The sequence below is a fragment of the Ferrovibrio xuzhouensis genome, assembly GCF_042648965.1.
Lineage (GTDB): Bacteria > Pseudomonadota > Alphaproteobacteria > Ferrovibrionales > Ferrovibrionaceae > Ferrovibrio > Ferrovibrio xuzhouensis.
The window spans coordinates 93270-116559 of sequence record NZ_JBHRYJ010000004.1 but is presented as its reverse complement, the minus strand read 5'-3'; the positions used below and the strand labels follow the sequence as shown (position 1 = coordinate 116559).

General features: G+C 65.3%; 24 protein-coding genes and 1 tRNA gene. 16 read left to right on the top strand and 9 right to left on the bottom strand.

The window, feature by feature from the left end:
* Positions 1 to 122 precede the first annotated feature (122 nt).
* The 3 genes from ACFOOQ_RS17070 to ACFOOQ_RS17060 all read left to right on the top strand — a co-directional run bounded on the left by ACFOOQ_RS17070 (position 123) and on the right by ACFOOQ_RS17060 (position 3329).
* Positions 123 to 1445, top strand: coding sequence for an ABC transporter substrate-binding protein (locus ACFOOQ_RS17070; RefSeq protein ID WP_379728811.1), 1323 nt, complete (start codon positions 123 to 125; stop codon positions 1443 to 1445).
* A gap of 71 nt (positions 1446 to 1516) precedes the next feature.
* Positions 1517 to 2419, top strand: a complete 903-nt coding sequence (locus tag ACFOOQ_RS17065; RefSeq protein WP_379728810.1) for a carbohydrate ABC transporter permease — start codon at positions 1517 to 1519, stop codon at positions 2417 to 2419.
* Between the two features lie 10 nt (positions 2420 to 2429).
* Positions 2430 to 3329: a carbohydrate ABC transporter permease gene (locus ACFOOQ_RS17060; RefSeq protein ID WP_379728809.1), complete on the top strand. Its 900-nt coding sequence runs from the start codon at positions 2430 to 2432 to the stop codon at positions 3327 to 3329.
* Between the two features lie 20 nt (positions 3330 to 3349).
* Here the strand turns inward: ACFOOQ_RS17060 and ACFOOQ_RS17055 are convergent, their stop codons facing one another.
* The 6 genes from ACFOOQ_RS17055 to ACFOOQ_RS17030 form a co-directional block, all read right to left on the bottom strand.
* Complete coding sequence (locus ACFOOQ_RS17055; protein ID WP_379728808.1) at positions 3350 to 3784, bottom strand: cytidine deaminase; 435 nt, start codon at positions 3782 to 3784, stop codon at positions 3350 to 3352.
* Entirely contained in the window at positions 3781 to 6420 is a 2640-nt protein-coding gene (locus ACFOOQ_RS17050) for a valine--tRNA ligase (protein ID WP_379729145.1), read from the bottom strand. The genes ACFOOQ_RS17055 and ACFOOQ_RS17050 overlap by 4 nt, the downstream gene beginning before the upstream one ends.
* Before the next feature lie 145 nt (positions 6421 to 6565).
* On the bottom strand, positions 6566 to 7195 hold the full coding sequence (locus tag ACFOOQ_RS17045) for a DUF2497 domain-containing protein (protein ID WP_379728807.1): 630 nt from the start codon (positions 7193 to 7195) through the stop codon (positions 6566 to 6568).
* A 283-nt stretch (positions 7196 to 7478) separates the two neighbouring features.
* On the bottom strand, positions 7479 to 8855 hold the full coding sequence (locus ACFOOQ_RS17040) for a TolC family outer membrane protein (RefSeq protein WP_379728806.1): 1377 nt from the start codon (positions 8853 to 8855) through the stop codon (positions 7479 to 7481).
* A gap of 104 nt (positions 8856 to 8959) precedes the next feature.
* The gene (locus ACFOOQ_RS17035) at positions 8960 to 9295 is read right to left on the bottom strand and encodes a rhodanese-like domain-containing protein (protein WP_379728805.1); all 336 of its coding nucleotides are present in this window, start codon (positions 9293 to 9295) and stop codon (positions 8960 to 8962) included.
* A gap of 16 nt (positions 9296 to 9311) precedes the next feature.
* A complete protein-coding gene (locus ACFOOQ_RS17030) occupies positions 9312 to 9983 on the bottom strand; it encodes a protein-L-isoaspartate O-methyltransferase family protein (protein WP_379728804.1) in 672 nt (223 codons plus the stop codon).
* A gap of 198 nt (positions 9984 to 10181) precedes the next feature.
* Between ACFOOQ_RS17030 and ACFOOQ_RS17025 the strand changes: the two genes are divergently transcribed.
* The 9 genes from ACFOOQ_RS17025 (at position 10182) to ACFOOQ_RS16985 (ending at position 17707) form a co-directional block, all read left to right on the top strand.
* Positions 10182 to 10255: transfer RNA gene (locus ACFOOQ_RS17025), tRNA-Cys, on the top strand.
* A 183-nt stretch (positions 10256 to 10438) separates the two neighbouring features.
* The gene (locus ACFOOQ_RS17020; protein WP_379728803.1) at positions 10439 to 10816 is read left to right on the top strand and encodes a hypothetical protein; all 378 of its coding nucleotides are present in this window, start codon (positions 10439 to 10441) and stop codon (positions 10814 to 10816) included.
* 97 nt (positions 10817 to 10913) lie between these two features.
* A complete protein-coding gene (locus tag ACFOOQ_RS17015; RefSeq protein ID WP_379728802.1) occupies positions 10914 to 11831 on the top strand; it encodes an AAA family ATPase in 918 nt (305 codons plus the stop codon).
* A gap of 11 nt (positions 11832 to 11842) precedes the next feature.
* Positions 11843 to 13099 (top strand): vWA domain-containing protein, encoded by a 1257-nt coding sequence (locus ACFOOQ_RS17010; RefSeq protein ID WP_379728801.1) that lies wholly within the window; start codon positions 11843 to 11845, stop codon positions 13097 to 13099.
* Positions 13096 to 13425, top strand: coding sequence for an XdhC family protein (locus tag ACFOOQ_RS17005; protein ID WP_379728800.1), 330 nt, complete (start codon positions 13096 to 13098; stop codon positions 13423 to 13425). Before ACFOOQ_RS17010 ends, ACFOOQ_RS17005 begins: the two co-directional genes overlap by 4 nt.
* On the top strand, positions 13422 to 14156 hold the full coding sequence (locus ACFOOQ_RS17000) for an XdhC family protein (RefSeq protein ID WP_379728799.1): 735 nt from the start codon (positions 13422 to 13424) through the stop codon (positions 14154 to 14156). The genes ACFOOQ_RS17005 and ACFOOQ_RS17000 overlap by 4 nt, the downstream gene beginning before the upstream one ends.
* Before the next feature lie 3 nt (positions 14157 to 14159).
* Positions 14160 to 15800, top strand: coding sequence for an NTP transferase domain-containing protein (locus ACFOOQ_RS16995; protein ID WP_379728798.1), 1641 nt, complete (start codon positions 14160 to 14162; stop codon positions 15798 to 15800).
* 180 nt (positions 15801 to 15980) lie between these two features.
* Positions 15981 to 17231, top strand: coding sequence for an EAL domain-containing protein (locus tag ACFOOQ_RS16990; RefSeq protein ID WP_379728797.1), 1251 nt, complete (start codon positions 15981 to 15983; stop codon positions 17229 to 17231).
* A 95-nt stretch (positions 17232 to 17326) separates the two neighbouring features.
* Positions 17327 to 17707: a hypothetical protein gene (locus ACFOOQ_RS16985; protein WP_379728796.1), complete on the top strand. Its 381-nt coding sequence runs from the start codon at positions 17327 to 17329 to the stop codon at positions 17705 to 17707.
* Between the two features lie 15 nt (positions 17708 to 17722).
* Here ACFOOQ_RS16985 and ACFOOQ_RS16980 read toward each other — a convergent pair whose 3' ends face one another.
* A complete protein-coding gene (locus ACFOOQ_RS16980) occupies positions 17723 to 18499 on the bottom strand; it encodes a hypothetical protein (RefSeq protein WP_379728795.1) in 777 nt (258 codons plus the stop codon).
* 139 nt (positions 18500 to 18638) lie between these two features.
* Between ACFOOQ_RS16980 and ACFOOQ_RS16975 the strand changes: the two genes are divergently transcribed.
* From ACFOOQ_RS16975 to ACFOOQ_RS16960, 4 genes are all read left to right on the top strand, one after another.
* Entirely contained in the window at positions 18639 to 19112 is a 474-nt protein-coding gene (locus tag ACFOOQ_RS16975) for a response regulator (protein ID WP_379728794.1), read from the top strand.
* 4 nt (positions 19113 to 19116) lie between these two features.
* Entirely contained in the window at positions 19117 to 19968 is an 852-nt protein-coding gene (purU, locus tag ACFOOQ_RS16970) for a formyltetrahydrofolate deformylase (protein WP_379728793.1), read from the top strand.
* A gap of 35 nt (positions 19969 to 20003) precedes the next feature.
* Positions 20004 to 20387: a VOC family protein gene (locus ACFOOQ_RS16965; protein ID WP_379728792.1), complete on the top strand. Its 384-nt coding sequence runs from the start codon at positions 20004 to 20006 to the stop codon at positions 20385 to 20387.
* 110 nt (positions 20388 to 20497) lie between these two features.
* A complete protein-coding gene (locus tag ACFOOQ_RS16960; protein ID WP_379728791.1) occupies positions 20498 to 21241 on the top strand; it encodes a DUF1194 domain-containing protein in 744 nt (247 codons plus the stop codon).
* Positions 21242 to 21262: 21 nt separating this feature from the next.
* On the opposite strand, the gene ACFOOQ_RS16955 is transcribed toward ACFOOQ_RS16960, so the two are convergent.
* Positions 21263 to 22834 carry a response regulator gene (locus tag ACFOOQ_RS16955; protein WP_379728790.1) on the bottom strand — a complete coding sequence of 524 codons (1572 nt, stop codon included), beginning with the start codon at positions 22832 to 22834 and terminating at the stop codon, positions 21263 to 21265.
* Entirely contained in the window at positions 22834 to 23271 is a 438-nt protein-coding gene (locus ACFOOQ_RS16950; protein ID WP_379728789.1) for a response regulator, read from the bottom strand. The genes ACFOOQ_RS16955 and ACFOOQ_RS16950 overlap by 1 nt, the downstream gene beginning before the upstream one ends.
* Between the last annotated feature and the right edge of the window lie 19 nt (positions 23272 to 23290).

The window sequence follows — 23290 nt, the reverse complement described above, 5'->3', positions numbered from 1 at the left end:
GACTGATCGGTGCCGTGCATCACTGCGCCGAGAGTGAACTGGTACTGAAGCGTTCATGACCGCCCGACTGCCAACGATGCAGGGGCGAAGACCGTCAGACAACCATGGGAGGGCGTATCCGCATGTCCGATTTCACCAGGCGCGATGTTCTGAAAACCACTGTGGCCGCCGCCGCGGCCGGTGCCGGCGGCAGCCTGCTGCTGCCGCAATCATCCTTCGCGCAACAGGCCCCGAACCTGAAGATCGAGAAAGGTGCCAAGCTGCGCGTGCTGCGCTGGAGCCAGTTCGTCCAGGGCGACATCGACCAGTGGATGGCCAACACCAAGAAATTCACCGAGAAGACCGGCGTCGAGGTCCGCATCGACCGCGAGAACTGGCCGGATGTCTCGCCCAAGGCCTCGGTGGCCGCCAATGTCGGCTCGGGCCCGGACATCATCGTCGACTTCTTCGACTCGCCGCAGCTGTTCTCCGACAAGCTGGTCGACCTCAGCGACATCGCCAACTATCTCGGCGGCAAATACGGCGGCTGGTTCCCGGTCTGCGAGAAGTACAGCAAGCGCGGCAGCAGGTGGATCGGCCTGCCGCTCGGTGCCGCCGGTGCCTGCATGGTCTATCGCAAAAGCCACATGGAAGCCGCTGGCTTCAAGGAATTCCCCAAGGACATGGACGGCTTCCTCAAGCTGTGCAAGGCGCTGCATGACAAGGGCACGCCGGCCGGCATGGCGCTCGGCAATGCGGTGGGCGACGGTTCGTGGACCTACTGGCTGATGTGGGCCTTCGGCGGCAAGATGGTCGACGACAAGAACAACGTCGTCATCAACAGCCCCGAAACGCTGAAGGCACTGGAATACGCCAAGGAACTGTATCCGACCTTTATCCAGGGCACGCTCGGCTGGCTCGACCCGAACAACAACAAGGCGTTCCTCGACGGCCAGATCAGTCTGACCAACAACGGCATCTCGGTCTACTATGCCGCCAAGACCTCGAAGGACCCCAAGCTGAACGAGATGGCGAAGGACATCTACCACGCCAACTTCCCGGTCGGCCCGGTCGGCAAGCCCACCGAACTGCACCTGTACAGCCAGTCCTACGTGTTCAAGTACTGCAAGTACCCGAACGCGGCGAAGGCCTACCTGCTGCACATGATGGAAAAGGAGCAGTACGAGCCTTGGCAGTCGGCGGCGATCGGCTATGTCACCCATCCGCTGAAAGCCTACGAGAACAATGCGGTCTGGAAGTCGGATCCGAAGAACCTGCCCTACCGCGACACGGTGAAGAACATGCTGTGGCACGGCTATTCGGGCGAGCTCGGCTATTCCTCGGCCGCCGCCTTGAACGACTACATCGTCAACAACATGGTGGCACAGGCTGCCTCGGGCTCGAAGTCACCCAAGGACGCCCTCGCCGAGGCCGAGAAGCGCCTGCAGCGTTTCTACAAGGTGTGAGTGCCGGCGGGGCGGCCGGGATGGTCGCCCCGCTTCTTTTCCCGTAGCCTGCCTTTGCGGATTGCCCTGACATGACCTCCCCCGTCCCGGCCTGGGACCGCCTGCGCGACAACACCACCTTCCTGACCCTGGTGTTCATGGCACCAGCGGGCCTGCTGCTGCTGGTCTTCCTGACCTATCCGCTCGGCCTCGGCATCTGGCTCGGCTTCACCGACACGCGCATCGGCCGGCCCGGCATCTTCATCGGCCTGGAAAACTACATCTCCCTGCTCGGCGATTCGATTTTCCTGAAATCGGTGTTCAACACGATCCTCTATACCAGCGTGGCGACGGTGATCAAATTCGCGCTTGGCCTGTGGCTCGCGCTGCTGCTGAACCGCCGCATGCCGTTCCAGGCCTTCATCCGCGCCATCGTGCTGCTGCCCTATATCGTGCCCACCGTGCTGTCCGCCATTGCCTTCTGGTGGATCTACGATTCGCAGTTCTCGATCCTCTCGTGGATGCTGACCAAGGCCGGCCTGATCCACCAGTACATCGACTTCCTCGGCAACGAGAACAACGCCCGCGCCGCGGTGATCGCCGCCAATATCTGGCGCGGCATCCCCTTTGTCGCCATCTGCCTGCTGGCCGGCCTGCAGACCATCTCGCCCAGCCTCTACGAGGCTGCCTCGCTGGATGGCGCCAATTCGTGGCAGCGCTTCCGCTTTGTCACCGTGCCGAACCTGATGCCGGTGCTCAGTATCGTGCTGACCTTCTCGATCCTGTTCACCTTTACCGATTTCCAGCTGATCTATGCGATCACCCGCGGCGGGCCGAACAATGCGACCCATCTGATGGCAACGCTGGCCTTCCAGCGCGGCATCAACGGCGGCCTGCTTGGCGAGGGCGCCGCCATTGCCATTGCCATGGTGCCGTTCCTGATCCTGTCGACGGCGATCAGCTACATCGCGCTGCAGCGCAAGAAGTGGCAGTGAGGAAAACGCGATGAGCGCTTCTGCAGACAGCCCGGCGAAAGCCGCCAAGCCCGGCCGCGAGGGCATGCAGTATCTGGACTCGGTGTCCTACCGGATGGTTACCCTGTGGCTGCCGCTCGGCATCTTCCTGCTGGTGCTGCTGTTCCCGTTCTACTGGATGGGTCTGACCACCTTCAAGCCGAACGGCGAGCTGCTCAACTACCAGGATTACGACCCGCTGTGGGTTGCCCACCCGACCTTGGACAACATCCACAAGCTGCTGTTCGAGACGCAGTATCCGCAATGGCTGCTGACCACCATGACGGTGGCGGTAGCGGCCACCGCGCTGTCGCTGTTCTGCTCGGTGCTGGCGGCCTATGCCATCGCGCGGCTGCGCTTCCGCGGCGCCGATACCGTGGGCCTGCTGATCTTCCTCGCCTATCTGGTGCCGCCGAGCATCCTGTTCATCCCGCTGGCCACCATGATCTTCCAGTTCGGGTTGTATGACAGCATGTGGGCGCTGATCCTCACCTACCCGACCTTCCTGATCCCGTTCTGCACCTGGCTGCTGATCGGCTATTTCAAGACACTGCCCTTCGAGCTGGAGGAATGCGCGCTGATCGACGGCGCCTCGCGCTTCCAGATCCTGTGGAAGATCATCCTGCCGCTCAGCCTGCCGGGCCTGATCTCGGCCGGCATCTTCGCGTTCACGCTGAGCTGGAACGAGTTCATCTACGCCCTCGCCTTCATCTCCTCGTCAGAGAACAAGACGGTGGCGGTCGGCGTGCTGACCGAACTGGTCGAGGGCGATGTCTATCACTGGGGGTCGCTGATGGCCGGCGCGCTGTTCGGCTCGCTGCCGGTGGCGATCCTGTATTCCTTCTTCGTCGACAGTTACGTCGCCAGCCTGACCGGTGCCGTGAAAGAATAGGCGCCGTGAAGGAATAACCGCTATTTCAGCCGGTGGTATTTCAGCGGCAGCAGCTCGGCCGGGCTGTAGGCGGCAAGCTGGCCCTGCTCGTTCAGGATGACACGGGCATCCGGGGCGAAGTCACGAATCATCTCGCGGCAGATGCCGCAGGGCGCCACCACCTGGATATCCTGATGCTCTTCGGTCGGCCGCGGATGCCGCACCGACACGATGGCGGTGACCGGATCGTCCGGTCCGGCGCCGTCGGCCATCGCCTGGCCGACCGCCACCGCCTCGGCACAGACCGAGGCGCGGCCGACATAGGTATCGAGATGCAGGCCGGTGAAGATGCGGCCCGAGCGCGTGCGCAGGGCCGCCGCAATATGGTGCCGCCCCACCGCATAGCGCTTGCGGATCAGGGCGGAGGCCGCCTCGATCAGCGCCAGGTCGTCAGGGCTGAGCGGCGCCGCGTTCATCCGAGCTGCCGCAGGGCATCGCCGAGCTTGTCGGCCAGCGCCGTCTGGGCCTCGCGGCGCTCGCGCTGCTCTTCTACCACCGCCTCGGGGGCGCGGGCGACGAATGTGGCGTCGCCGAGCTTGGCGTCGATCTTGCCGATCTCGGCCAGCGCCTTGTCGCGCTCCTTGCCGAGCCGTTCCTTTTCCTTCGCGATATCGATCACCTCGGCCAGCGGAAGCACGATGGTGGCCTCGTCGATTACCACCCGCGCCGAACCCTGCGGGGCCGGCTGGTCGGCCGTCATCGTCTCGATGCGGGCCAGCCGCTTGACCGGATCGGCATGGTGCTGCAGCCGCGCCGCCGTCTCGGCACTGCCACCGTTGACGATCATGGCGATCTTGGCGCCAGCCGGCACGTTCAGGGCCGCGCGGGCCGCGCGCACGCCGTCGATCAGCCGGATCAGCCAGTCAATCTCGGCCGCCGCCGCGGCATCTTCGGCCCGAGTGCCATCCGCCGGCCAGTCGCGCAGCATCAGCAGTCCATCCGGCGCACCATAGAGCTTGTCCCACAATTCCTCGGTCACGAACGGCATGAACGGGTGCAGCAGGTGGATCAGCTGGCGCAGCACATAGGCGCAGGTCGTCTGGGTCTCAGTCTTCAATGCGACATCTTCACCGAGTAATGCCGGCTTGATCAGCTCGAGATACCAGTCGCAGAAGGTGCCCCAGGTGAAATGGTAGAGCGCCCCGGCGGCATCGTTGAACTTGTAGGCATCAAGTGCGGTCTCGACGTCGCGGGCCGCCTGGCCGAGCCGGCCGAGGATCCACTTGTTGACCGTGCCCTGCACCTTGGCCGGATCGAAGTCCGCCGGCAGCGCGCAGCCGTTCATCTCGGCAAAGCGGGCGGCATTCCACAGCTTGGTGGCGAAGTTGCGATAGCCCTCGACACGCTGTTCCGACATCTTCACGTCGCGGCCCTGGGCGGCGAAGATCGACAGCGTGAAGCGCAGCGCGTCGGCGCCGTATTTGTCGATGATGTCGAGCGGGTCCATCACGTTGCCCTTGGACTTCGACATCTTCTGGCCCTTCTCGTCGCGGACCAGGGCGTGGATGTAGACCGTGTGAAACGGCACCTGCTTGGTGAAATGCAGGCCCATCATGATCATCCGGGCAACCCAGAAAAAGATGATGTCGAAGCCGGTGACCAACACGTCGGTCGGGTAATGCGACTGCAGCAGCGGCGTCTGTTCCGGCCAGCCCAGCGTCGAGAACGGCCACAGCGCCGACGAGAACCAGGTATCCAGCACATCCTCGTCGCGGGCGAGCGCGACGGCCTTGCCGTAATGCTTCGCCGCCTCGGCCTGTGCTTCGGCCTCGTCATAGGCAACGAAGACCTTGCCGTCCGGGCCGTACCAGGCCGGGATCTGATGGCCCCACCACAGCTGGCGCGAGATGCACCAGGGCTGGATGTTGCGCATCCATTCAAAGTAGGTCTTTTCCCAGTTCTTCGGCACGAACTGGATGGCGCCCGTCTCCACCGCCTCGATGGCCGGCCTGGCCAGCACCGCGGCATTGACATACCACTGCTCGGTCAGCCAGGGCTCGATCACCACCTGCGAGCGGTCACCATGCGGCACCATGTGCTTGTTGGGCTCGATCTTCTCGACCAGCTCCAGCGCTTCCATCGCGGCAACGATCGCCTTGCGGGCGGCGAAGCGCTCCATGCCGCGATATGTCTCGGGCACGGCGTCGTTCAGATGCGCATGCTTGTCGAAGATGTTGATCATCTCGAGGTTATGGCGCTTGCCGACCTCGAAGTCGTTGAAGTCATGCGCCGGGGTGATCTTCACGGCGCCCGAGCCCTTCTCGGGGTCGGAATACTCGTCGGCAACGATCGGGATACGGCGGCCGACGATCGGCAGGATGGCAAACTTGCCGACCAGATCCTTGTAGCGCTCGTCTTCCGGATGCACGGCGATGCCGGTATCGCCCAGCATGGTTTCCGGCCGCGTGGTGGCGACCGTAATGAAGGTATCCGCCATGCCGTCCACCGGATAGCGGAAATACCACAGATGGCTCTTCACCTCATGCTGCTCGACCTCGAGATCGGAGATCGCGGTCAGCAGCTTGGGGTCCCAGTTGACCAGCCGCTGGTCCTTGTAGATCAGGCCCTCGCGGTAGAGCTCGACGAAGACCTTGCGCACGGCGGCGCTCAGGCCCTCGTCCATGGTGAATCGCTCGCGGCTCCAGTCGCAGCTCTCGCCGAGCCGGCGTTGCTGGCCGGTGATCATGCCGCCGGATTCCGCCTTCCACTGCCAGACCCGCTCGACAAAGGCCTCGCGGCCCATCTGGTGGCGGTTCTGCTGCTGCGCGGCCAGCTGGCGCTCGACCACCATCTGGGTGGCGATGCCGGCATGGTCGGTGCCCGGCTGCCACAGCGCGTCGCGGCCACGCATGCGCTGGAAGCGGATCAGCACGTCCTGCAAGGTGTGGTTCAGTGCGTGGCCCATATGCAGGCTGCCGGTCACATTCGGCGGCGGCAGGGCGATGGTGTAGGGCTTGCCGGACTTCACGCCAGGGCGGAAGCAGCCGCCCTCCTCCCAGGCCTTGTACAGGCGGGCTTCGACGTCCTGGGGCGAAAAGGTCTTGTCCAGCATGAGCGCGGTCAACTTCGGAAAATCACGGAAAGGGCGGCAAATAAAGACGATCCGGGCCATCAAGTCCAGACTCTGGCAAGTCCAGACTTGGAGCCGGGTCGGGGAGCTTTGCCGGACGGTCAGGAACGGCCCGCAGGCCGCGATTTTACAGGTGATCCTGCTCTTCTTCCGCCTGGATGGTCAGGCGGGCGACCTCGCGCTCGACGATGCGCTGCACGATGGTGGCCAGATGCGCGTCCAGCCATTCCTTCAGCATCGGCCGCAGCAGTTCCTTGACCAGCTCTTCCAAGGTGCGCTGGCTGTTGCCCATGGCCATGGCACGCGAACCGGCCACGGCGCTGGACAGCTGCCCCAGATGGGCCGCGGCGCGGCTGGCGGTCGGCTCGGAGACCAGCCCCTCGTGATCGACGATGTCGGTCAGCTCGAGGATGTCGTCACGCGGCGGCGCGGCCGGCCGGCGCTGCGGTGCAGCCCGGCGCGGCGGCGGGGGCGGCGGCGGTTCGTAGGCCTCTTCCGGCTCCGGTTCGGGCTCCGGCTCGTAGGCGGGTTCCGGCTCGGGTTCGGGCTCCGGCTCCAGTTCGGGTTCCGGCGCCGCCATCATCGGCTCGGGTTCGGGCTCCGGTTCCGGCTCGGGCTCCGGTTCCGCCATCACCGGCTCGGCTTCGGGCTCCGGCGCGGCCGCAGGCGCAGCTCCGGCGTCATCGGCAGGGGCTCCGCCCTGCTCGGCACCGTCCTCGGAAATGATCCGGCGAATGGAGGCGAGAATCTCCTCCATTGTCGGTTCATTCTGACCTGCCTTAGGGTCGCTCATCCCCTCGCCCGAAATAAAATTGCCCGTAACATGGGCGTGCCAGCACAGGCATCGCCGCCCTTCCGGGACCCGCTGGCAGCCGGCGAGGCAGTTTCCGCCCCGATACCAGCCACCAGTCGAATCATCGGACCGATGGTATGCGCCGCAAAGATAACCGAACTGTTAACCTGGGTTAAGGGATTTTTTCCCGGAAATCCCTTTCAGGTTGCCAATTTACCCGATTCGCTGCGGTTTTTTTGCCGTCTCGTTACTCGACGTTCAGGCCACCGTCGGTGCCGAACCATTTGTCGCGCACGCGGTTATAATTGTTGATCGGATCGTAGTATTCGACCGGCAGGCCGAGTTGGCGGGCGCCGAGGCGGCCGACCGACGACAGCAGCGAATAGCCGGCGACATATTCGTCGCGATGAGCCTGCACCAGCGCCACGCGGGCGTCGAGGTATTCCTGCTCCTGATCCAGCACGTCCAGCGTGGTGCGCGAGCCGACCTCGGCTTCCTGCTGCACGCCTTCCAGCGCGACCCGGGCGGCATCGACCTGGTCGCTGCGGGCCTGGATGTTCGACCGCGCCGTGGTCAGGGTTTCCCAGGCCTGCACCACCGCCTGGCGGACGGCACGGCGCTGCTCCTCGACCTGGATCCGGCGCTGGTTGTAGATCTGCTTGCGCTGGCGGGTCTGGCTGTAGACCGAGCCCGACTCATAGAGCGGCACGGTCAGCGCCAGCGCGATCTGGGCGTTGTCGGAATCGATGTGCGAGGTGGTGGATTCTTCCGAGCGGGTCGCCGAGGCATTCACCGACACCGTCGGCAGCAGCGCACCGGAAATCGCCCGCACATCGAACCGCGCCGAGGCTTCGCGGAACTTCGCGCCCAGCAGGGTCGGGTTCTCGTCATAGGCGATGGTCAGCGACTCCTCCTCGCTTTTGGGCAGCGGCGGCAGCGGCGGCGGCTCCTTCAGCGTGCCGGGCATCTCGCCGATCACGCGGGCCAGCACGGCGCGGCTCGACACCAGTGCGCCTTCCGCCGAAATGCGGTCGGCGGTGGCACGGCTGAGCCGCGATTCCGCCTGCGCCACGTCGGTGCGGGTGATCTCGCCGACCCGGAAACGCTCGCGCGTCGCATCGAGCTGGCGGCGCAGCACTTCCTCGTTGTTGCGGTTGAGGTCGAGCACCGCCTGGTTCTGCACGACATCCATATAGGCCGTGACACCATCCAGCAGCACCGACCGCTCGGTGCCGGCCAGATCCTGCCGGCCGGCAAGAACGAGGGCCTCTGCCGAACTGGTCGAGGCCTCGGTACGGCCGCCGCGATACAGCGGCTGCGAGACGGTCAGCGACAGCGAGCGCGGTGTCGTGCTGCCGTCCTGCGTCGACGTGGTGTTGAGGCTGTAGTCGGTGGTCTGCTCGCCCACCGAGCCGTTGACCGACACCGTCGGGCGCCAGCCCGACAGCGCCTGCGGCACGCCTTCATCGGTGGCGCGCAGTGCGGCGCGGGCCGCCAGCAGCGTCGGGTTGTTGTTGTAGGCGGCGGACAGCACGTCCGTGAACTCCTGGGCAGATGCCGCGGGGGCAACGATTGCCGCAACGCCGACCAGCGCCGACGCGAGAAGAGCCTGTCTGAATGTCATGACGCGCATCGTCCTTTTCTTATCCTGTGACCCCATCTTGCAGCGTCGTTCCCGTGTCAGCATACCGGCGATTCCGCCTGATTGGTCTTGAACGCTTACTCTATTCAGTATCGGGCCATGCCGGGATCGATCTGTTCCGCCCAGGCATGAATGCCGCCAGCCAGGTTGATGGCCTGCGGAAAACCGTTCGCACGCAGCCACTGCATCACCTGCCGGCTGCGGCCGCCGTGATGGCACATCACCACCAGCGGCTTGTCCTGCGGCAGTTCGGCTTTGCGCGCCGGAATCTGCTGCATCGGAATCTTCAGGCTGTCTGCCAGGGCACAGAGCGCCACTTCCCAATCCTCGCGCACATCGAGCACGGCGATGTCGCGGCCGGCCTTGCGCCAGTCATCGAGGTCGCCGACAGCGATTTCAGCAGGCAGATCGGTGATGGTCATCTCCCCCCGGAGCCGGTCAGAACACGAAGCCGGCCGGTTGTTCGAAGCCCGGCAGCATCGGCGTACCGGCGTCAAACAGGATCCGCTCGGCAAAGGTGCCGCCGGTACGATGCACGAACACCGCCTGGCCGATCGGCGCATCGGCGCCGCGGACCACGCCGACCAGGCGACCGCCATCGGCCAGCTGTTCGAGCAGGGCCGGCGAAATTTCCGGCACGGCGCCGGCGATGAGGATCACGTTGAACGGGCCCTGCTTGGCCAGCCCGGCGGCCAGCGGTCCCTCGATGAGGGCGGTATTGTCGATCCCGAGCTGCTGCAGCGTCTGGCCGGCCTGGGCCACCAGAGCCGCATCGGCATCAAGGCCGATCACCGTATTGGCCAGCTTGGCGAGAACGGCAACGTCGTAACCGGTGGCGCAGCCCACCACGAGGGCAATGTCCTGCGGGTCGACCTCGGCTTCCTGCAGCAGGCGGGCCAGGATCATCGGCTCCAGCAGATAGCGGCCGGGCGCCACGGTCACGTCTTCGTCCATATAGGCGACGCCGCGATAGGCCTTGGGCACGAACTGTTCGCGTGGCACGGCGGCCATGGCCGCAATCACATTCTCGTCAATGACCTTGTTCGGGCGTAGCTGCGTGAGCACCATATAGCGGCGCGCTTCGGCGAATTGACGGTCGGCAAGGGCCATGACGATGGAATCCGTGCTGGTGACGCGGAAAAGAATCTTGCCCTTATAATGCTGCAATGCAGTGAAAACAATGGCCCGATTTGGGCTTAGCGGCAGCGATTCCGCCCGCGCAATGGCCGCCGTCACACCCGGCCGCAATACCCTGAACCTCTTGACCCCGCCGGGGCGGAACCCGTAGTAAAGGGCGCGCTTACCGGGGGTCTGGTGGCGGAGTGGTGACGCAGCGGACTGCAAATCCGCGTACGCCGGTTCAATTCCGGCCCAGACCTCCAAATTTCCCGGAAATTTCCATAAAAACAGGCATCTTCAAGCCTGCCAGACGACCCGGAGCGTTCCGGTCTCCGTTTCCTGCGGCTGCGCCCGGCCGGGACCCCTGCAATCAGGAATACACTCTCATCCGGCCGCCGGACCGGCTATGATTCCGCTCTCTCCCCGAATCGCGGCAGGAGGCAGCGGTGAAAATCATCGGATTTACCAAGAACAACAAGGTCGACCATCTGCTGAGCAAGGACATGCTGGACCGCGAAGTCACCCGCAAGCTGCAAAAATTCCTCGAGGAAGTCGAGATGGCGATCTTCAGCGCCAATCGCGAGGTGATCCACAAAGCGGTGCCGGAGCTGACCCGGGAGTCGTTCATGGCCTTTGCCGTGCGGGTCGCCGAGGCCCGTGCCCGCTACATCAAGATCGCGCTGGAACTGTCGACGAAGACCAACCCTTCGCCGGAGGATATCGCCCGGCTCAAAGCCGCCCGCGAGGGCAACGACGAACTCGTCCATGCCTTCGAGGCCACCAAGCGGGTGATCGAGCGCGGCTATACGACTATGGTGCGGTGATCCCGGCTGCAGCGTTGCGGCAGCCGCGTGATCGGGGCATGATTTCCAAGCCGTTCGCCCTATATCTTTCCCATCCCGCCCCGACAGACAGAGTCCGATGTCCGCCCTGCCCGATTCCATCGATGCCGTCGAAAACCTGCTGAGCGGCGGCGACTATGTCGCCGACCGGTCGCTGGCCACCACGCTGTTCCTGGCCCTGAAAATGGGTCGGCCGCTGTTTCTCGAGGGCGAAGCCGGTGTCGGCAAGACCGAGATCGCTAAGGTGCTGGCGGCAACGCTGGGCCGGCGCCTGGTCCGCCTGCAGTGCTATGAAGGCCTCGACCTGTCCTCGGCGGTCTACGAGTGGAACTATCCGCGCCAGATGCTGGAGATTCGCCTGGCCGAGGCCACTGGCGAAGGCGACAAGGGTTCACTGGCGCGCGACCTGTTCAGCCCCGATTTCCTGATCGAACGGCCGCTGCTGCAGGCGCTGAAACCCGATCCGCTGGGCGCACCGGTGCTGCTGATCGACGAACTCGACCGGACCGATGAGCCCTTCGAGGCCTACCTGCTGGAAGTGCTGTCGGATTTCCAGATCACCATTCCGGAGATCGGCGCGATAAAGGCGGACGAGCCGCCCATCGTCATCATCACTTCGAACCGCACGCGCGAAATCCATGACGCGCTGAAGCGGCGCTGCCTGTATTACTGGGTCGATTATCCCGATGCCGAACGCGAACTGGCGATCCTCAATCGCAAGGTGCCCGGCGCGCCGCAGCGCCTGAACCGCGAGATCGTCGCCTTCGTGCAGTATCTGCGCGAGACCGAACTGTTCAAGCTGCCCGGCGTGGCCGAAACGATCGACTGGACGCGGGCGCTGGCCTTCCTCGACAAGGTGGCGCTCGATCCGGAAACCATCGACAACACGCTCGGGGTGCTGCTCAAGTACCAGGACGACATCGCCAAGATGAAGGGCTCCGAGGCCGCCGCGATCCTGCACAAGGTGCAGCAGGACATGGCCGCGCTCGGCGTCTGACGGCGCCGGTCATGAACAACCTGCTGCCCGACCTGCCCTCCGATGGCGAACAGCCAAGCGGCGAGCGCAGCGCCTTTGCCGCCAATATCGTGCATTTCGTGCGCCTGCTGCGCGCTGCCGGGCTGCGGCTGGGTCCCGGCAAGGCGATCGACGCGGTGCGCGCCGTCGAGGTCGCCGGCATCCGCCGCCGCGATGACCTGTACTGGACGCTGTTCTCTGTGCTGGTGAACCGGCGCGACCAGCGCGAACTGTTCGACCAGGCCTTCCACATTTTCTGGCGCGACCCGAAGATCCTCGAGCGCATGATGAGCCTGATGCTGCCGCAGGCGGACGGCAGCGCCGACCAGAAAAAGAAAGAGCTGTCGCAGCGCATCCGCCAGGCCATGCTGCCCGGCCAGGGCGCACTGCCACGGGAGAACAGCGGCGAGAAGGAAATCGAGATCGACGCGACCCTGACCTTCTCGGCGCAGGAACTGCTGCAGCAGAAGGATTTCGCCGAGATGACGGCCGAGGAGCTCGACGCCGCCAGGGCAGCACTGGCGCGCATCGCCTGGCCATTCCGGCCGCAGAAGACCCGCCGCCTGCGCCCCGATCCGCGCGGGCCCCGCATCGACCTGCGCGCCAGCCTGCAGGCCAGCCTGCGCACCGGCGGCACGCTGATCCCGCTGAAGCGCAAAAGCGCCGGCCTGCGCCCGCCGCCGCTGGTGGTGCTGTGCGACATTTCCGGCTCGATGAGCCAGTACAGCCGCATGTTCCTGCATTTCATGCATGCCCTGAGCAACGACCGCGCCCGGGTGCACAGCTTCCTGTTCGGCACGCGGCTGACCAATGTCACCCGCCTGCTGCGCCAGCGCGATGTCGACAAGGCGCTGGCCGCCGTCAGCGAGAAGGTGCCCGACTGGTCGGGCGGCACCCGCATCGGCACGACGCTAGAGGAGTTCAACCGGCTGTGGTCGCGCCGCGTGCTGGCCCAGGGCGCCGTGGTGCTGCTGGTCACCGACGGGCTCGATCGCGAGGGCGGCAGCGGGCTGGCCCGCGAGATGGAACGGCTGCACAAATCCTGCCGCCGGCTGATCTGGCTCAACCCGCTGCTGCGCTGGGACGGGTTCGAGCCGAAAGCCGCCGGAATCCGGGCGATCCTGCCCCAGGTTGACGATTTCCGCCCGGTTCACAATCTTAGCTCCATCGCCGATCTTGCCGCAGCGCTGAGCCACGCCAGCAATGCCGGCAACCGGCTGAAGCACAATCTCGGAAGGATGGCCGCATGACCACCGACATCTCGGACGACATTCTTGCCACCGCGCTGGACTGGAAACAGGCCGGCAAGGGTGTGGCGCTCGCCACCGTGGTCACCACCTGGGGCTCGGCACCGCGGCCCGTCGGCAGCCAGCTTGCCGTTGATAACGACGGCAAGTTCATCGGCTCGGTGTCCGGCGGCTGCATCGAGGGCGCCGTGGTGACCGAGGCGCTGGATGCCATCGCCGACGGCAAGCCGCGCATGCTCGATTTCGGCGTCTCCGACGCCCAGGCCTGGGAAGTCGGCCTCGCCTGCGGCGGCAAGATCCAGGTCTATGTGGAACGGCTCGACGGATGAAACAGGACATTCTCAAGCAGCTGCAGCAGGACCGCGCCGACAAACGGCCGGTGGTGCTGGCGACCTTCCTGAACAGCGGCGAGCAGCGCCTGCTGTATCTGCAGGGCAAGAAGGGCCTCAAGGATCTCGACCCGCGCATCGGCGAGGCGGCACGCGCCGCCCTGCTGGAGGACAAGCCGCGCACCATCGATACCGAACAGGGCCCCCTCTTCCTCAACGTGTTTAATCCGCCGCTGCGGCTGGTGCTGGTCGGCGCCGTGCATATCGCCCAGGCCCTGGTGCCGATGGCGCAGTTCACCGGCTATGAGGTCGTAGTGATCGACCCGCGCAGCGCGTTTGGTTCGGTCGAGCGCTTTCCCGGCGTGACGCTGTCGAACGACTGGCCCGACGAGGCGATGGAACAGCTGAAACCCGACCTGCGCACGGCGGTCGTGACCCTGACCCACGATCCGAAGATCGACGATCCGGCGCTGATCGCGGCGCTGACGTCGGATGTGTTCTATATCGGCGCGCTCGGCAGCAGGAAGACCCATGGGGCGCGGCTTGAGCGCCTGCGTGCCGCCGGCATCCCGGAGCATGAATTCGCCCGCATCCACGGGCCGGTCGGGCTGGCCATCGGCGCCAAGTCACCGGCCGAGATCGCCATTTCGATCCTCGCGCAGATGACGGCAGCCCTGCGTCAGCCGGCCCCGCGCGAGGCCGCAGCCGGAACCGTCACGGCGGCTGCCTGACCGATGTTCTTCGGTCCGGTTGCTGTCAGCGGCGCCCGGGGCGCCATCCTCGGCCACAGCCTTGCGGTCGGCAATGACCGCTTCCGCAAGGGCCGCCGGCTCAGCGACGAGGATATTGCCGCGCTGGCTGCCGCCGGCCATCGCGAGGTTTATGTCGCCCGGCTGGATGCCGGCGACATGGCCGAGGACGAGGCGGCACAGCGCATTGCCGTGGCGGCGGCAGGCCCACAGGCCCGTGCTGCCGCAGCCTTCACCGGCCGCGCCAATCTCTATGCCGAAACGGCCGGCATTGCCGTGATCGATGGCGCCCGCGTGGCGGCGCTGAACCAGCTCGACGAGGCACTGACGGTGGCAACGGTCGCGCCCTGGGAACCGGTCGAGGCCGGCCAGATGCTCGCCACCGTGAAGATCATCCCCTTCGCGGCACCGTGTACCGCCATCGAACGTGGCGAAGCCCTGCTTGCGGCAGCCGGCGAACCGCTGGTGCGCGTCGCGCCGTTCCAGCCGCGTGACGTCGGCTTGGTGCTGACCCGCGTGGCCGGCACCAAGGACAGCGTGCTGGCCAAGACCGGACAGGCGGTGGCCGGCCGCCTCGCCCAGTTCGGCAGCCGCATCGCCGCCAGCCGCACGGTGGCACACGAGACAGCCGCCGTAGCCGGTGCCATTTCCGAGCTGAAAGCCGCCGGCTGCGCACCGATCTTCGTGTTCGGCGCCTCGGCCACCGTCGACCGCGGCGATGTGGTGCCGGCTGGCCTGGTGGCTGCCGGCGGCGAGGTGCTGCATTTCGGCATGCCAGTCGACCCCGGCAACCTGCTGGTACTCGGCCGGCACGGTGCCGTGCCGGTGGTCGGCGTGCCGGGCTGCGCGCGATCGCCGAAGCTGAATGGCTTCGACTGGGTACTGCAGCGGCTCTGCGCCGGCCTCGAGGTCACGTCGCGCGACATCACCGCCATGGGGCTGGGCGGCCTGCTGAAGGAAATCCCCAGCCGCCCGATGCCGCGCGACGGCACCGCCCCCCCGGCCGCCCCCGCCGCGCCGCGCCGTCCGAACATCGCCGTGCTGGTCCTGGCCGCCGGCCTGTCGCGCCGCTTCGGCGACGGCCACAAGCTGCTGGCCGAGGTCGACGGCCGCCCGGTGATCCGCCATGTGGTGGAAACTGCGCTGCAGACGGATCATCGCCCGGTGCTGCTGGTCACCGGCCACCAGGCGGACGCCGTGACCGCCGCGGCCGGCAACGGGGACCGCCTCCAGGTTGTCCATAACCCCGCCTACGCGGAAGGACTGGCCGGCTCGCTGCGGACCGGTATGGCCGCCCTGCCGCCGGATACTGACGGCGTTCTGGTCTGCCTGGGCGACATGCCCGATGTCTCGACCATGGTCCTCGACCAGCTCGCCGCGGCCTTCAATCCGGTCGAGGGGCGCGCGATCTGCCTGCCGGTTTTCAATGGCAAGCGCGGCAACCCTGCATTGTGGGGGGCCCAGTTCTTCGACGAGCTTGCACGCCTGCAGGGCGACAGCGGCGCCCGCAGCCTGTTCATGCCGCATGCCGAATGGATCTGCGAAGTACCCGTCGACTGCGCCGGCATCCTGCTTGACTACGACACGCCAGCCATGCTGGCGGCACGCGGAAATACCACTGCCTGACGTCAAATGCTTTAAGGTTAACGTAAAATTAGGTCCCGACGGACGAGTAATTCAATCATATGGCTTTTGCCTCACCGGGGAATTTGCCATATTGACTATCTCGCGGGGGCCCAAGAACAGCTAACGATCGGCGTGTTGCCGCCCTCTCCACCAGCGTTACCGGAGAAAGCGACCGTTTCGATGAGCGAGGCAGTAAACCAGAGCCAGATTACGTTCGACGACGAGAAGATGCTGACCGATCTTGAGCGTGTGATGCGCGGCAAGATTTTCGGTGGCCGTCTCGCCGCGATCTTGCAGTTCGTCAATCCCAAGACCTTCGAGCGTAATCGGGAAAGCTACAACATCGTCGTGCATTCGATCCGCTCCCTCATGTCGAAATACGAGGGAACGTTTTACACGTTGCACGATTATTCGATCGTCCTGTTCGTCCGGCTGTCGGAACGGTTTTTTGACCAGACCTTCGAGAAGCTGGTGCTGGAAATCGATGACATCCTGACCCGCAACAATGTCGCCATCGGCCTGACCCCCGAGGAAGCCGAGAACGCCGTCCGCTGGTACCGCTTCGACAGCCAGGTCGAAGACCTGCAGGAGTGGATGGACGGCCTGCAGCAGCGCTATCGCACCTACACCGAGCGCCGCAAGCGCCTGCTGGCCAAGGCCGGCACCGCCGCCGGCCAGGGCGAAGGCATGCCGCTGACGCCGGGTGCGCTGCAGCAGATCGACGACATCCTGAAGAAGGCCGATGTCTCGACCTTCATGAAGCGCCAGCCGGTGACGCTGTGCTTCGGCAACCAGCCGCCGAAGCCGATCTTCCACGAAATCTTTGTCGGCGTGAACGAACTGCGCCAGGCCATCGCGCCGAACGTGAACCTGCGCGGTGCCCGCTCACTGTTCCACCACCTGACCCGCACGCTCGACACCCGCGTGTTCCGCTCGCTGCTCGACGGCTATGTCAGCCGCAACAGCGGCCCGTTCAGCATCAACCTGAACGTCAGCACCATCCTCAGCGACACCTTCCGCGATTTCGACAGCCGCATCGGCAATATCGTGAAGAAGGAACAGATCATCATCGAGCTGCAGCGCTATGATGTGTTCTGGGATTACGGCGAGTATCTGCTGGCCTGCGAGTTCCTGCACAATTCCGGCTATCGCCTGCTGCTCGACGGCATCACGCCCGACCTGCTGCAGCTGTTCGGCCGCAAGGAACTGAAAGCCGATTTCATCAAGCTGTTCTATTTCCGCGACCGGCACGACGAATGGACCTCGAAGGACATCGCTTCCCGGATCGCCGAGGCCGATGCCAACCGGGTGATCATGGCCCGCTGTGAAACCGAGGAAGCGCTGAAGGCCGGCATGGCCGCCGGCGTGCGGCTGTTCCAGGGCTGGCATATCGACAACCTGATCCGCGCCTCGCGCGAAGTGGTGAACTGAGCCGCGGCTCAGTCACCAGCCACCGCCTTCAAACAGCGAGCGACCGAGCCATGTGGACCCGTTCTAACCCGAAACCCAACCCTGCCGAGAAAGACGTGACCGAGCTGCGCCCGCACAGCCCGAAAAAGGTCGTCACGCCGAAGGACAACGAACGGATCGAGAAGATCCTCGCCAGCATCGCGATCGATACGTCGCAGACCTTCAATGCGATGCTCGATTCACTGATGGGCGAACGGCCGGTCTCGCATCACGAAAGCAACCAGACCCGCGATTTCATCGCCACGATGTTCGACGAGATCCGCCAGGAGAGCAATCGCGACGCCGTGGTGCTGGCCCGCAAGTTCGCCGACATGTGCATGCGTGCCGCCGACCAGCTCAACGACAACCACCAGCGCACCGTGGCGCGCTGCGTCAGCGAACTGTTCGAGCAGTTCGCCTCGAAGCTCGACCACCGCGAGCCGGCCAACTCCAACTGAGTCTGGCCCGGCGGCTCAGGCCGCCTTGGGGCGGTATTCTTCCAGCTTGGTGAGGAAATCGCCGGCCGTCTGCGTCGCGTTCTCGCCGGTCGCCTCTTTGTACAGCTTCGCGTCCTCCGCCGACAGCCGTACCAGCGGGCGGATCAGTCCGTCGAAAAACAGGTAGAATTCCCGGTTGCCGAACGGCAGGGCCTGGCCCTCGAACGGCCGCTCGATATACACCGTCGACGACAGGCCGACCGCGGTCGGGTCATGCTGCATCACCTTCATCGCCCAGTCGCGGCGGGCGTCGAAACTGCGGAAGGCGCGGATCATCCGGCCCATCACCGAGAAGTACATGCGCTTGGCGCGCGGGTCGGCATAGAAGCGCGCCCAGTCGAGCTGGCCGCCTTCGGGGCCGCGCAGCTCGTCGGCGATCTCCGCCGACTGCTCCGCCATTGCCTCGACCTCGTCACCGAACAGCGACCGCACGAAGAAAAAGAAGTTGCCGATCAGCCGGCGGTCGAGCCGGTTCTCGGCAAACAGCGGGTCGAGCGGATGCACCAGCAGGCGACCGAAGGCATTGACCCGGGCACCGCGCCGCTGGTCGTCCTCCATCACCTTGAGCACGCCGTCATAGGACGCGCGGTAGAAATGGTCGTAATCCGGCGCCGTCTTCATCACCTCGACAAGCTGCGCCAGCCGGTCATAGCTCAGCGGTCCCTTGGCCGCCTCGGCCGACGCGCCCTGCAGCAGGGCGTCCAGCACCTTGTTGGCCATCTGGCGCAGATAATCAGGGCCGCGATTAAGCATGGTGAGTTGTTTTCCGGGCGAATCCGTGCATGTTGCGGGAAAGATTATGCTGCAGGCCGGCCGGATGCGAGGCAATTCTTGTATTTCCCGCCAGCCCGCCACACACTGTTCGTTAACCCTGTTTTCATACGGCTGTACCGTGTCATCCCTGCCCTATTCCAGCACGTCCTCGCTCCGGCTGCCGGTTGACCTGCGGCTGCGCCGCATCCTGCTGGTCGATCCGGACAACCGGACACGCCAGTCGGTGCAGCGCATGCTGGCGCGCCTGCATCTCGGCGAGGTGCGCGAGGCCGTCAACAGCGCCGAAGCCTATGACGTGCTGCAGCGCGCGGAAGTTCCGGTCGATCTGATGATCACCGAACTCAACCTGCCCGTTCACGACGGCTTCGCGCTGATCCGCAGCATCCGCAACAGCCCCGACCTGCCGGACCCCAGCATCGCCATCGTCGCCCTGTCGGACAGCCGCGACGGCACCACGCTCAGCCGCCTGCAGAAGCTGGATGTGGTCAGCCTGCTGGTCAGGCCGGTCGGCAGCCGCGAACTGTTCGAGCGCATCATCCTGGCCCTGCGCAGCGTCAAACCCCGGCCGCCTGAAGTCAAAACCCTGAGTTGATCCCATGAGCATGATCCTGACGCTGTCCTGCCGCGACCGGCCCGGCATTGTGGCTGCTGTTTCCGGCTTCCTGGCCGAGCATCGCTTCAACATCCGCGATTCCGCGCAGTTCGGCGATGCCGAGACCGGCCTGTTCTTCATGCGAGTCAGCTTTGACGACCTCGACGGTGCGCGGCCGGTTGACAGCGTGCGCGAGGCCTTTGCCGCTGTGGCCGGCCCCTTCGCCATGACCTGGGAAATTCACGCCGAGGGCGCCCGGTCCCGCGTCCTTGTCATGGTATCGCGGTTCGGCCATTGCCTGAACGACCTGCTGTACCGCTATTCCATCGGCGCCCTGCCGATCGAGATTCCGGCCATCGTCTCAAACCACCGCGACTCATACCAGCGCGCGGCGGCGCTCGACATCCCCTACCATCACCTGCCGGTCACGCCGAGCAGCAAGGCGCGGCAGGAAGACCTGCTGCTGCGGATCGTGGAGGACGAGCGCATCGACCTTGTGGTGCTGGCGCGCTACATGCAGGTGCTGTCGCCGGACCTGTGCCGCGCCATGCCCGGGCGCATCATCAACATTCACCATTCCTTCCTGCCCAGCTTCAAGGGCGCCCGGCCCTACCAGCAGGCTCATGCCCGCGGCGTGAAGATCATTGGCGCCACCGCCCATTACGTGACCGCCGATCTCGACGAAGGCCCGATCATCGAGCAGGAGACGGGCCGCGTCGACCATGCGCTGTCGCCCGACCAGCTCGCCGCCGTCGGTCGCGACATCGAAAGCCTGGTGCTGGCGCGCGCCGTCAAATACCACGTCGAACACCGCATCTTCCTGAACGGCGACAAGACCGTGGTGTTCCGCGGCTGACCTGCGCCGGCCGGACCGGCTGAGGAGGACCGGCAATGATCGATCATGTCTCGGTTCCGGTGCGTGATCTGGCACTCAGCGCGGCTTTCTACGATGCCGTACTGGCGCCCCTGCTGCTGCGCCGCCTGGTCGAGCGCCCGGCCACCGTCGGTTTCGGCAAGGCCTATCCGGAATTCTGGCTGAACCTGCGGCCGGGCCTGCCTGCCGCGCCGGCGGATACCGGTGCGCATGTCTGCCTGCGCGCGCCGGATGTCGCCGCCGTCGAAGCCTTTCACACCGCCGCCCTGCACCATGGCGGCCGCAGCGACGGCGCACCCGGCCCGCGCCAGGCCGCCATGACAGAGTATTTCGGCGCCTTCATCCGCGACCCCGACGGCAACAAGATCGAAGCCGTGACCTTTCCCCGCCCGTCGGCCTGACCAGTCCGCCTGCGTAATCCCGTCGATATGGTCTGCCCCGGACGCGACAGGGGTGCTATCCTGTCGCCACGACTCCGCAGTCATCCCAAGGGAGCCTGACGGACTTGCCATTGCCCCGTGCCATAGCCTTTCGCCCCGACCGCCGCCGCCTGCTGGGCGCTGCCGGCGCGGCGGCACTGCTGGCACCGCTACGAACCGTGCGGGCCGAAACCGGCATCACCGTCGATCTGGCCCTGGTGTTGGCCGCCGACTGCTCGGGCAGCGTCCAGACCGATCACTACGTCCTGCAGCAGCGCGGCTATGCCGATGCCTTCCGCGATCCAGCCGTGATCCGGGCGATCGGCTCCGGGGTCAATGGCCGCATCGCCGCCTGCTATTTCCAGTGGTCGGGCTACGGACTGCAAACCCTGCTGCAACCCTGGACCCTGCTGCACGACAAGACCGAGATCGCCGTCTTTGCCACCGCACTGGAACGCGCCGAACGCACGCTCTATGGCGGCGGCACCGCACCGGCCGGGGCCATGCGGTTCGGACGCGACCTGCTCGACCACCTGGTGGCCGGCGACCGGCCCCTGCAGGCCCTGCGCCGGGTCATCGACATATCCGGCGACGGCCGCACCAATGTCGGCCCCGCGCCGGGCGAAGAGCGCACTGAAACCATCGCGGCCGGCATCACCATCAACGGTCTGCCGATCCTGCATATGGAACCGGATATCGACGATTACTACGAGCGGGAGATCATCGGTGGCAATGGCGCCTTCCTGGTGCCGGCCCGCGACTTCAACGCCTTTCGTGAAGCGATCCGGCGCAAGCTGATCCAGGAAATCGCCGGCATCCTGCCGATACCGGCGTAACCGATGCCGGTCGGGACGGCTTCAGTTGAGCCGTGACGGCCTGGCCGCCTCACCCGCCGGCGGTGCCGGCACCGGGCCGACGCCAAGAGCCTGCAAAGCGGCCACCAGGGCTTCGATGCTGTAGGGCTTGGGCAGGACCCGGGTCGCCGGATCGGAACCGAACCGCTCGGCAAAGATTTTCTCGTCATAGCCGGTAGCAAGGATCACCGGCAGGCCTGCCAATTCCTGGCGCAACTCGGCCGCCAGCAGGTCGCCGCGCGCATCAGGCAGCCCGACATCGATCAGCGCGGCCCGGATATCCGCAGTTTCGGCGAAACAGCGGCGTGCCTCTCCCGCCGATCCGGCTTCGATGATGGTGAAACCCAGGGCTTCGAGATTGCCGGCCACTACCGACCGCAGCATCGGGTCATCCTCGATCAGCAGAAGACTGCCGATGGCGGTATTCACTGCTTCCGGGGCCGGACGCCCCCCCGACACACTGTCCGTCACGATCAGGACCGAGGCGCTGTCGCGCCCGGTCTCATCCTCTGCCGCCATCGGATCCTCGGACTCGAACGAAATCTCGATCCGGGTGCCGCGCCCGCCGCCGGAGACCGACAGTTGGCCGCCGATCTTTTCCGTCATCGCCATCACGATCCGGTTGCCGATGCCACGCCCGCGACGCCAGTCTTCTTCGGCAATACCGACGCCATCGTCCTCGACGACAAAAGTGATGCGCTTGCCATTGCGCTCGGCCGACACCCGGATCGCGCCGCCCTCGTCGCCATAGGCATATTTCATCGCATTGAGGACCAGTTCGGTGACGATCACGCCGACCGGCACGGCAATATCGGTGCCGATCCGGGTCTCGCTGGCCAGGAACTGCAGGGTGTTCTTTTTCTGGTCGACCGACTGGCGCAGATCCTCCACGAGGCCACGCAGGTAATCGGCCAGATCGACGAAACGGACATCGTCGGAGCGATACAGCCGCTTGTGCACATTGCCGACCGCGGTGACCCGCTTGTAGGCATCGAGCAGGATTTCAGCCGAGCGCGTATCCTGCTGGGCACTGCTCTGCACCAGCAGCAGGCTGGCAATCAGCTGCAGGCTGTTGGAGACGCGGTGGTTGACCTCGTGGATCAGGATGGCGCGTTCATTGGCCAGCGCCTCGAAACGGTCGCGTGAATCCAGCAGTTCCGCTTCCGCCCGTTCGCGCAGCCGGCGCTGGCGCTGCATCTCGACCGCCGAGGCAATGGCAGCCTGCAGCAGCACCTGGAAATCGGCACTGGCTTCCTTGATCACATAATCGGAAGCACCGGCCTTGAGCGCCGAGATGGCCACCCGGCCCTCGACCTCGCCGGTCACGAACACCACCGGCGGCGGATCGGACAGATGCTGGATCAGCGCCAGGGTCTCGAGACCGTTCAGCCCATCCATGTGATGGTCGAGGGCAACCACATCGACATCATGGCCGGGCTGCAGTCTCTCGATACCGTCGGCACCGCTGCCTGCCGTGCTGACCCGATAGCCCAGCCGCCTGAAGCCGACCTCGACCAGGCGACAGAGCGCCGGGTCGTCGTCGATATACAGCAGATGTGGCTGGCGGTTCGGCATCAGGCGGCGACTTCCGGCACCCGCATGACCATGAAGAACATGCCAAGCTGCTTGATCGCCTGGGCGAAATTCTCATAGTTGACCGGCTTGGTGATATAGACGTTGCAACCGAGATCGTAGCAGCGCTGGATTTCCGTCTTGTCGTCGGTGGTCGTCAGCACAACCACCGGCGTACTGCGCAGAACCGGATGTTCCTTGACCTTGCGCAGGATGTCGATCCCGGACATGTCCGGCAGGTTCAGGTCGAGCAGGATCAGATAGGCATCGCTGTCCGGCTTCCCGGCCGAGGTCAGCAGGTAGTCGAGCCCGGCACCGCCCGAGGTGAAGCCCTCGATGCGGTTGTTCACGCCGGCGCGCCGGATATTCTTTTCGATCAGCAGGGCATGGCCATCGTCATCTTCGATCATGACAATGGTGACGGCCTGTTGCTCCCGCATATATCTCTCCTGTTCAGCG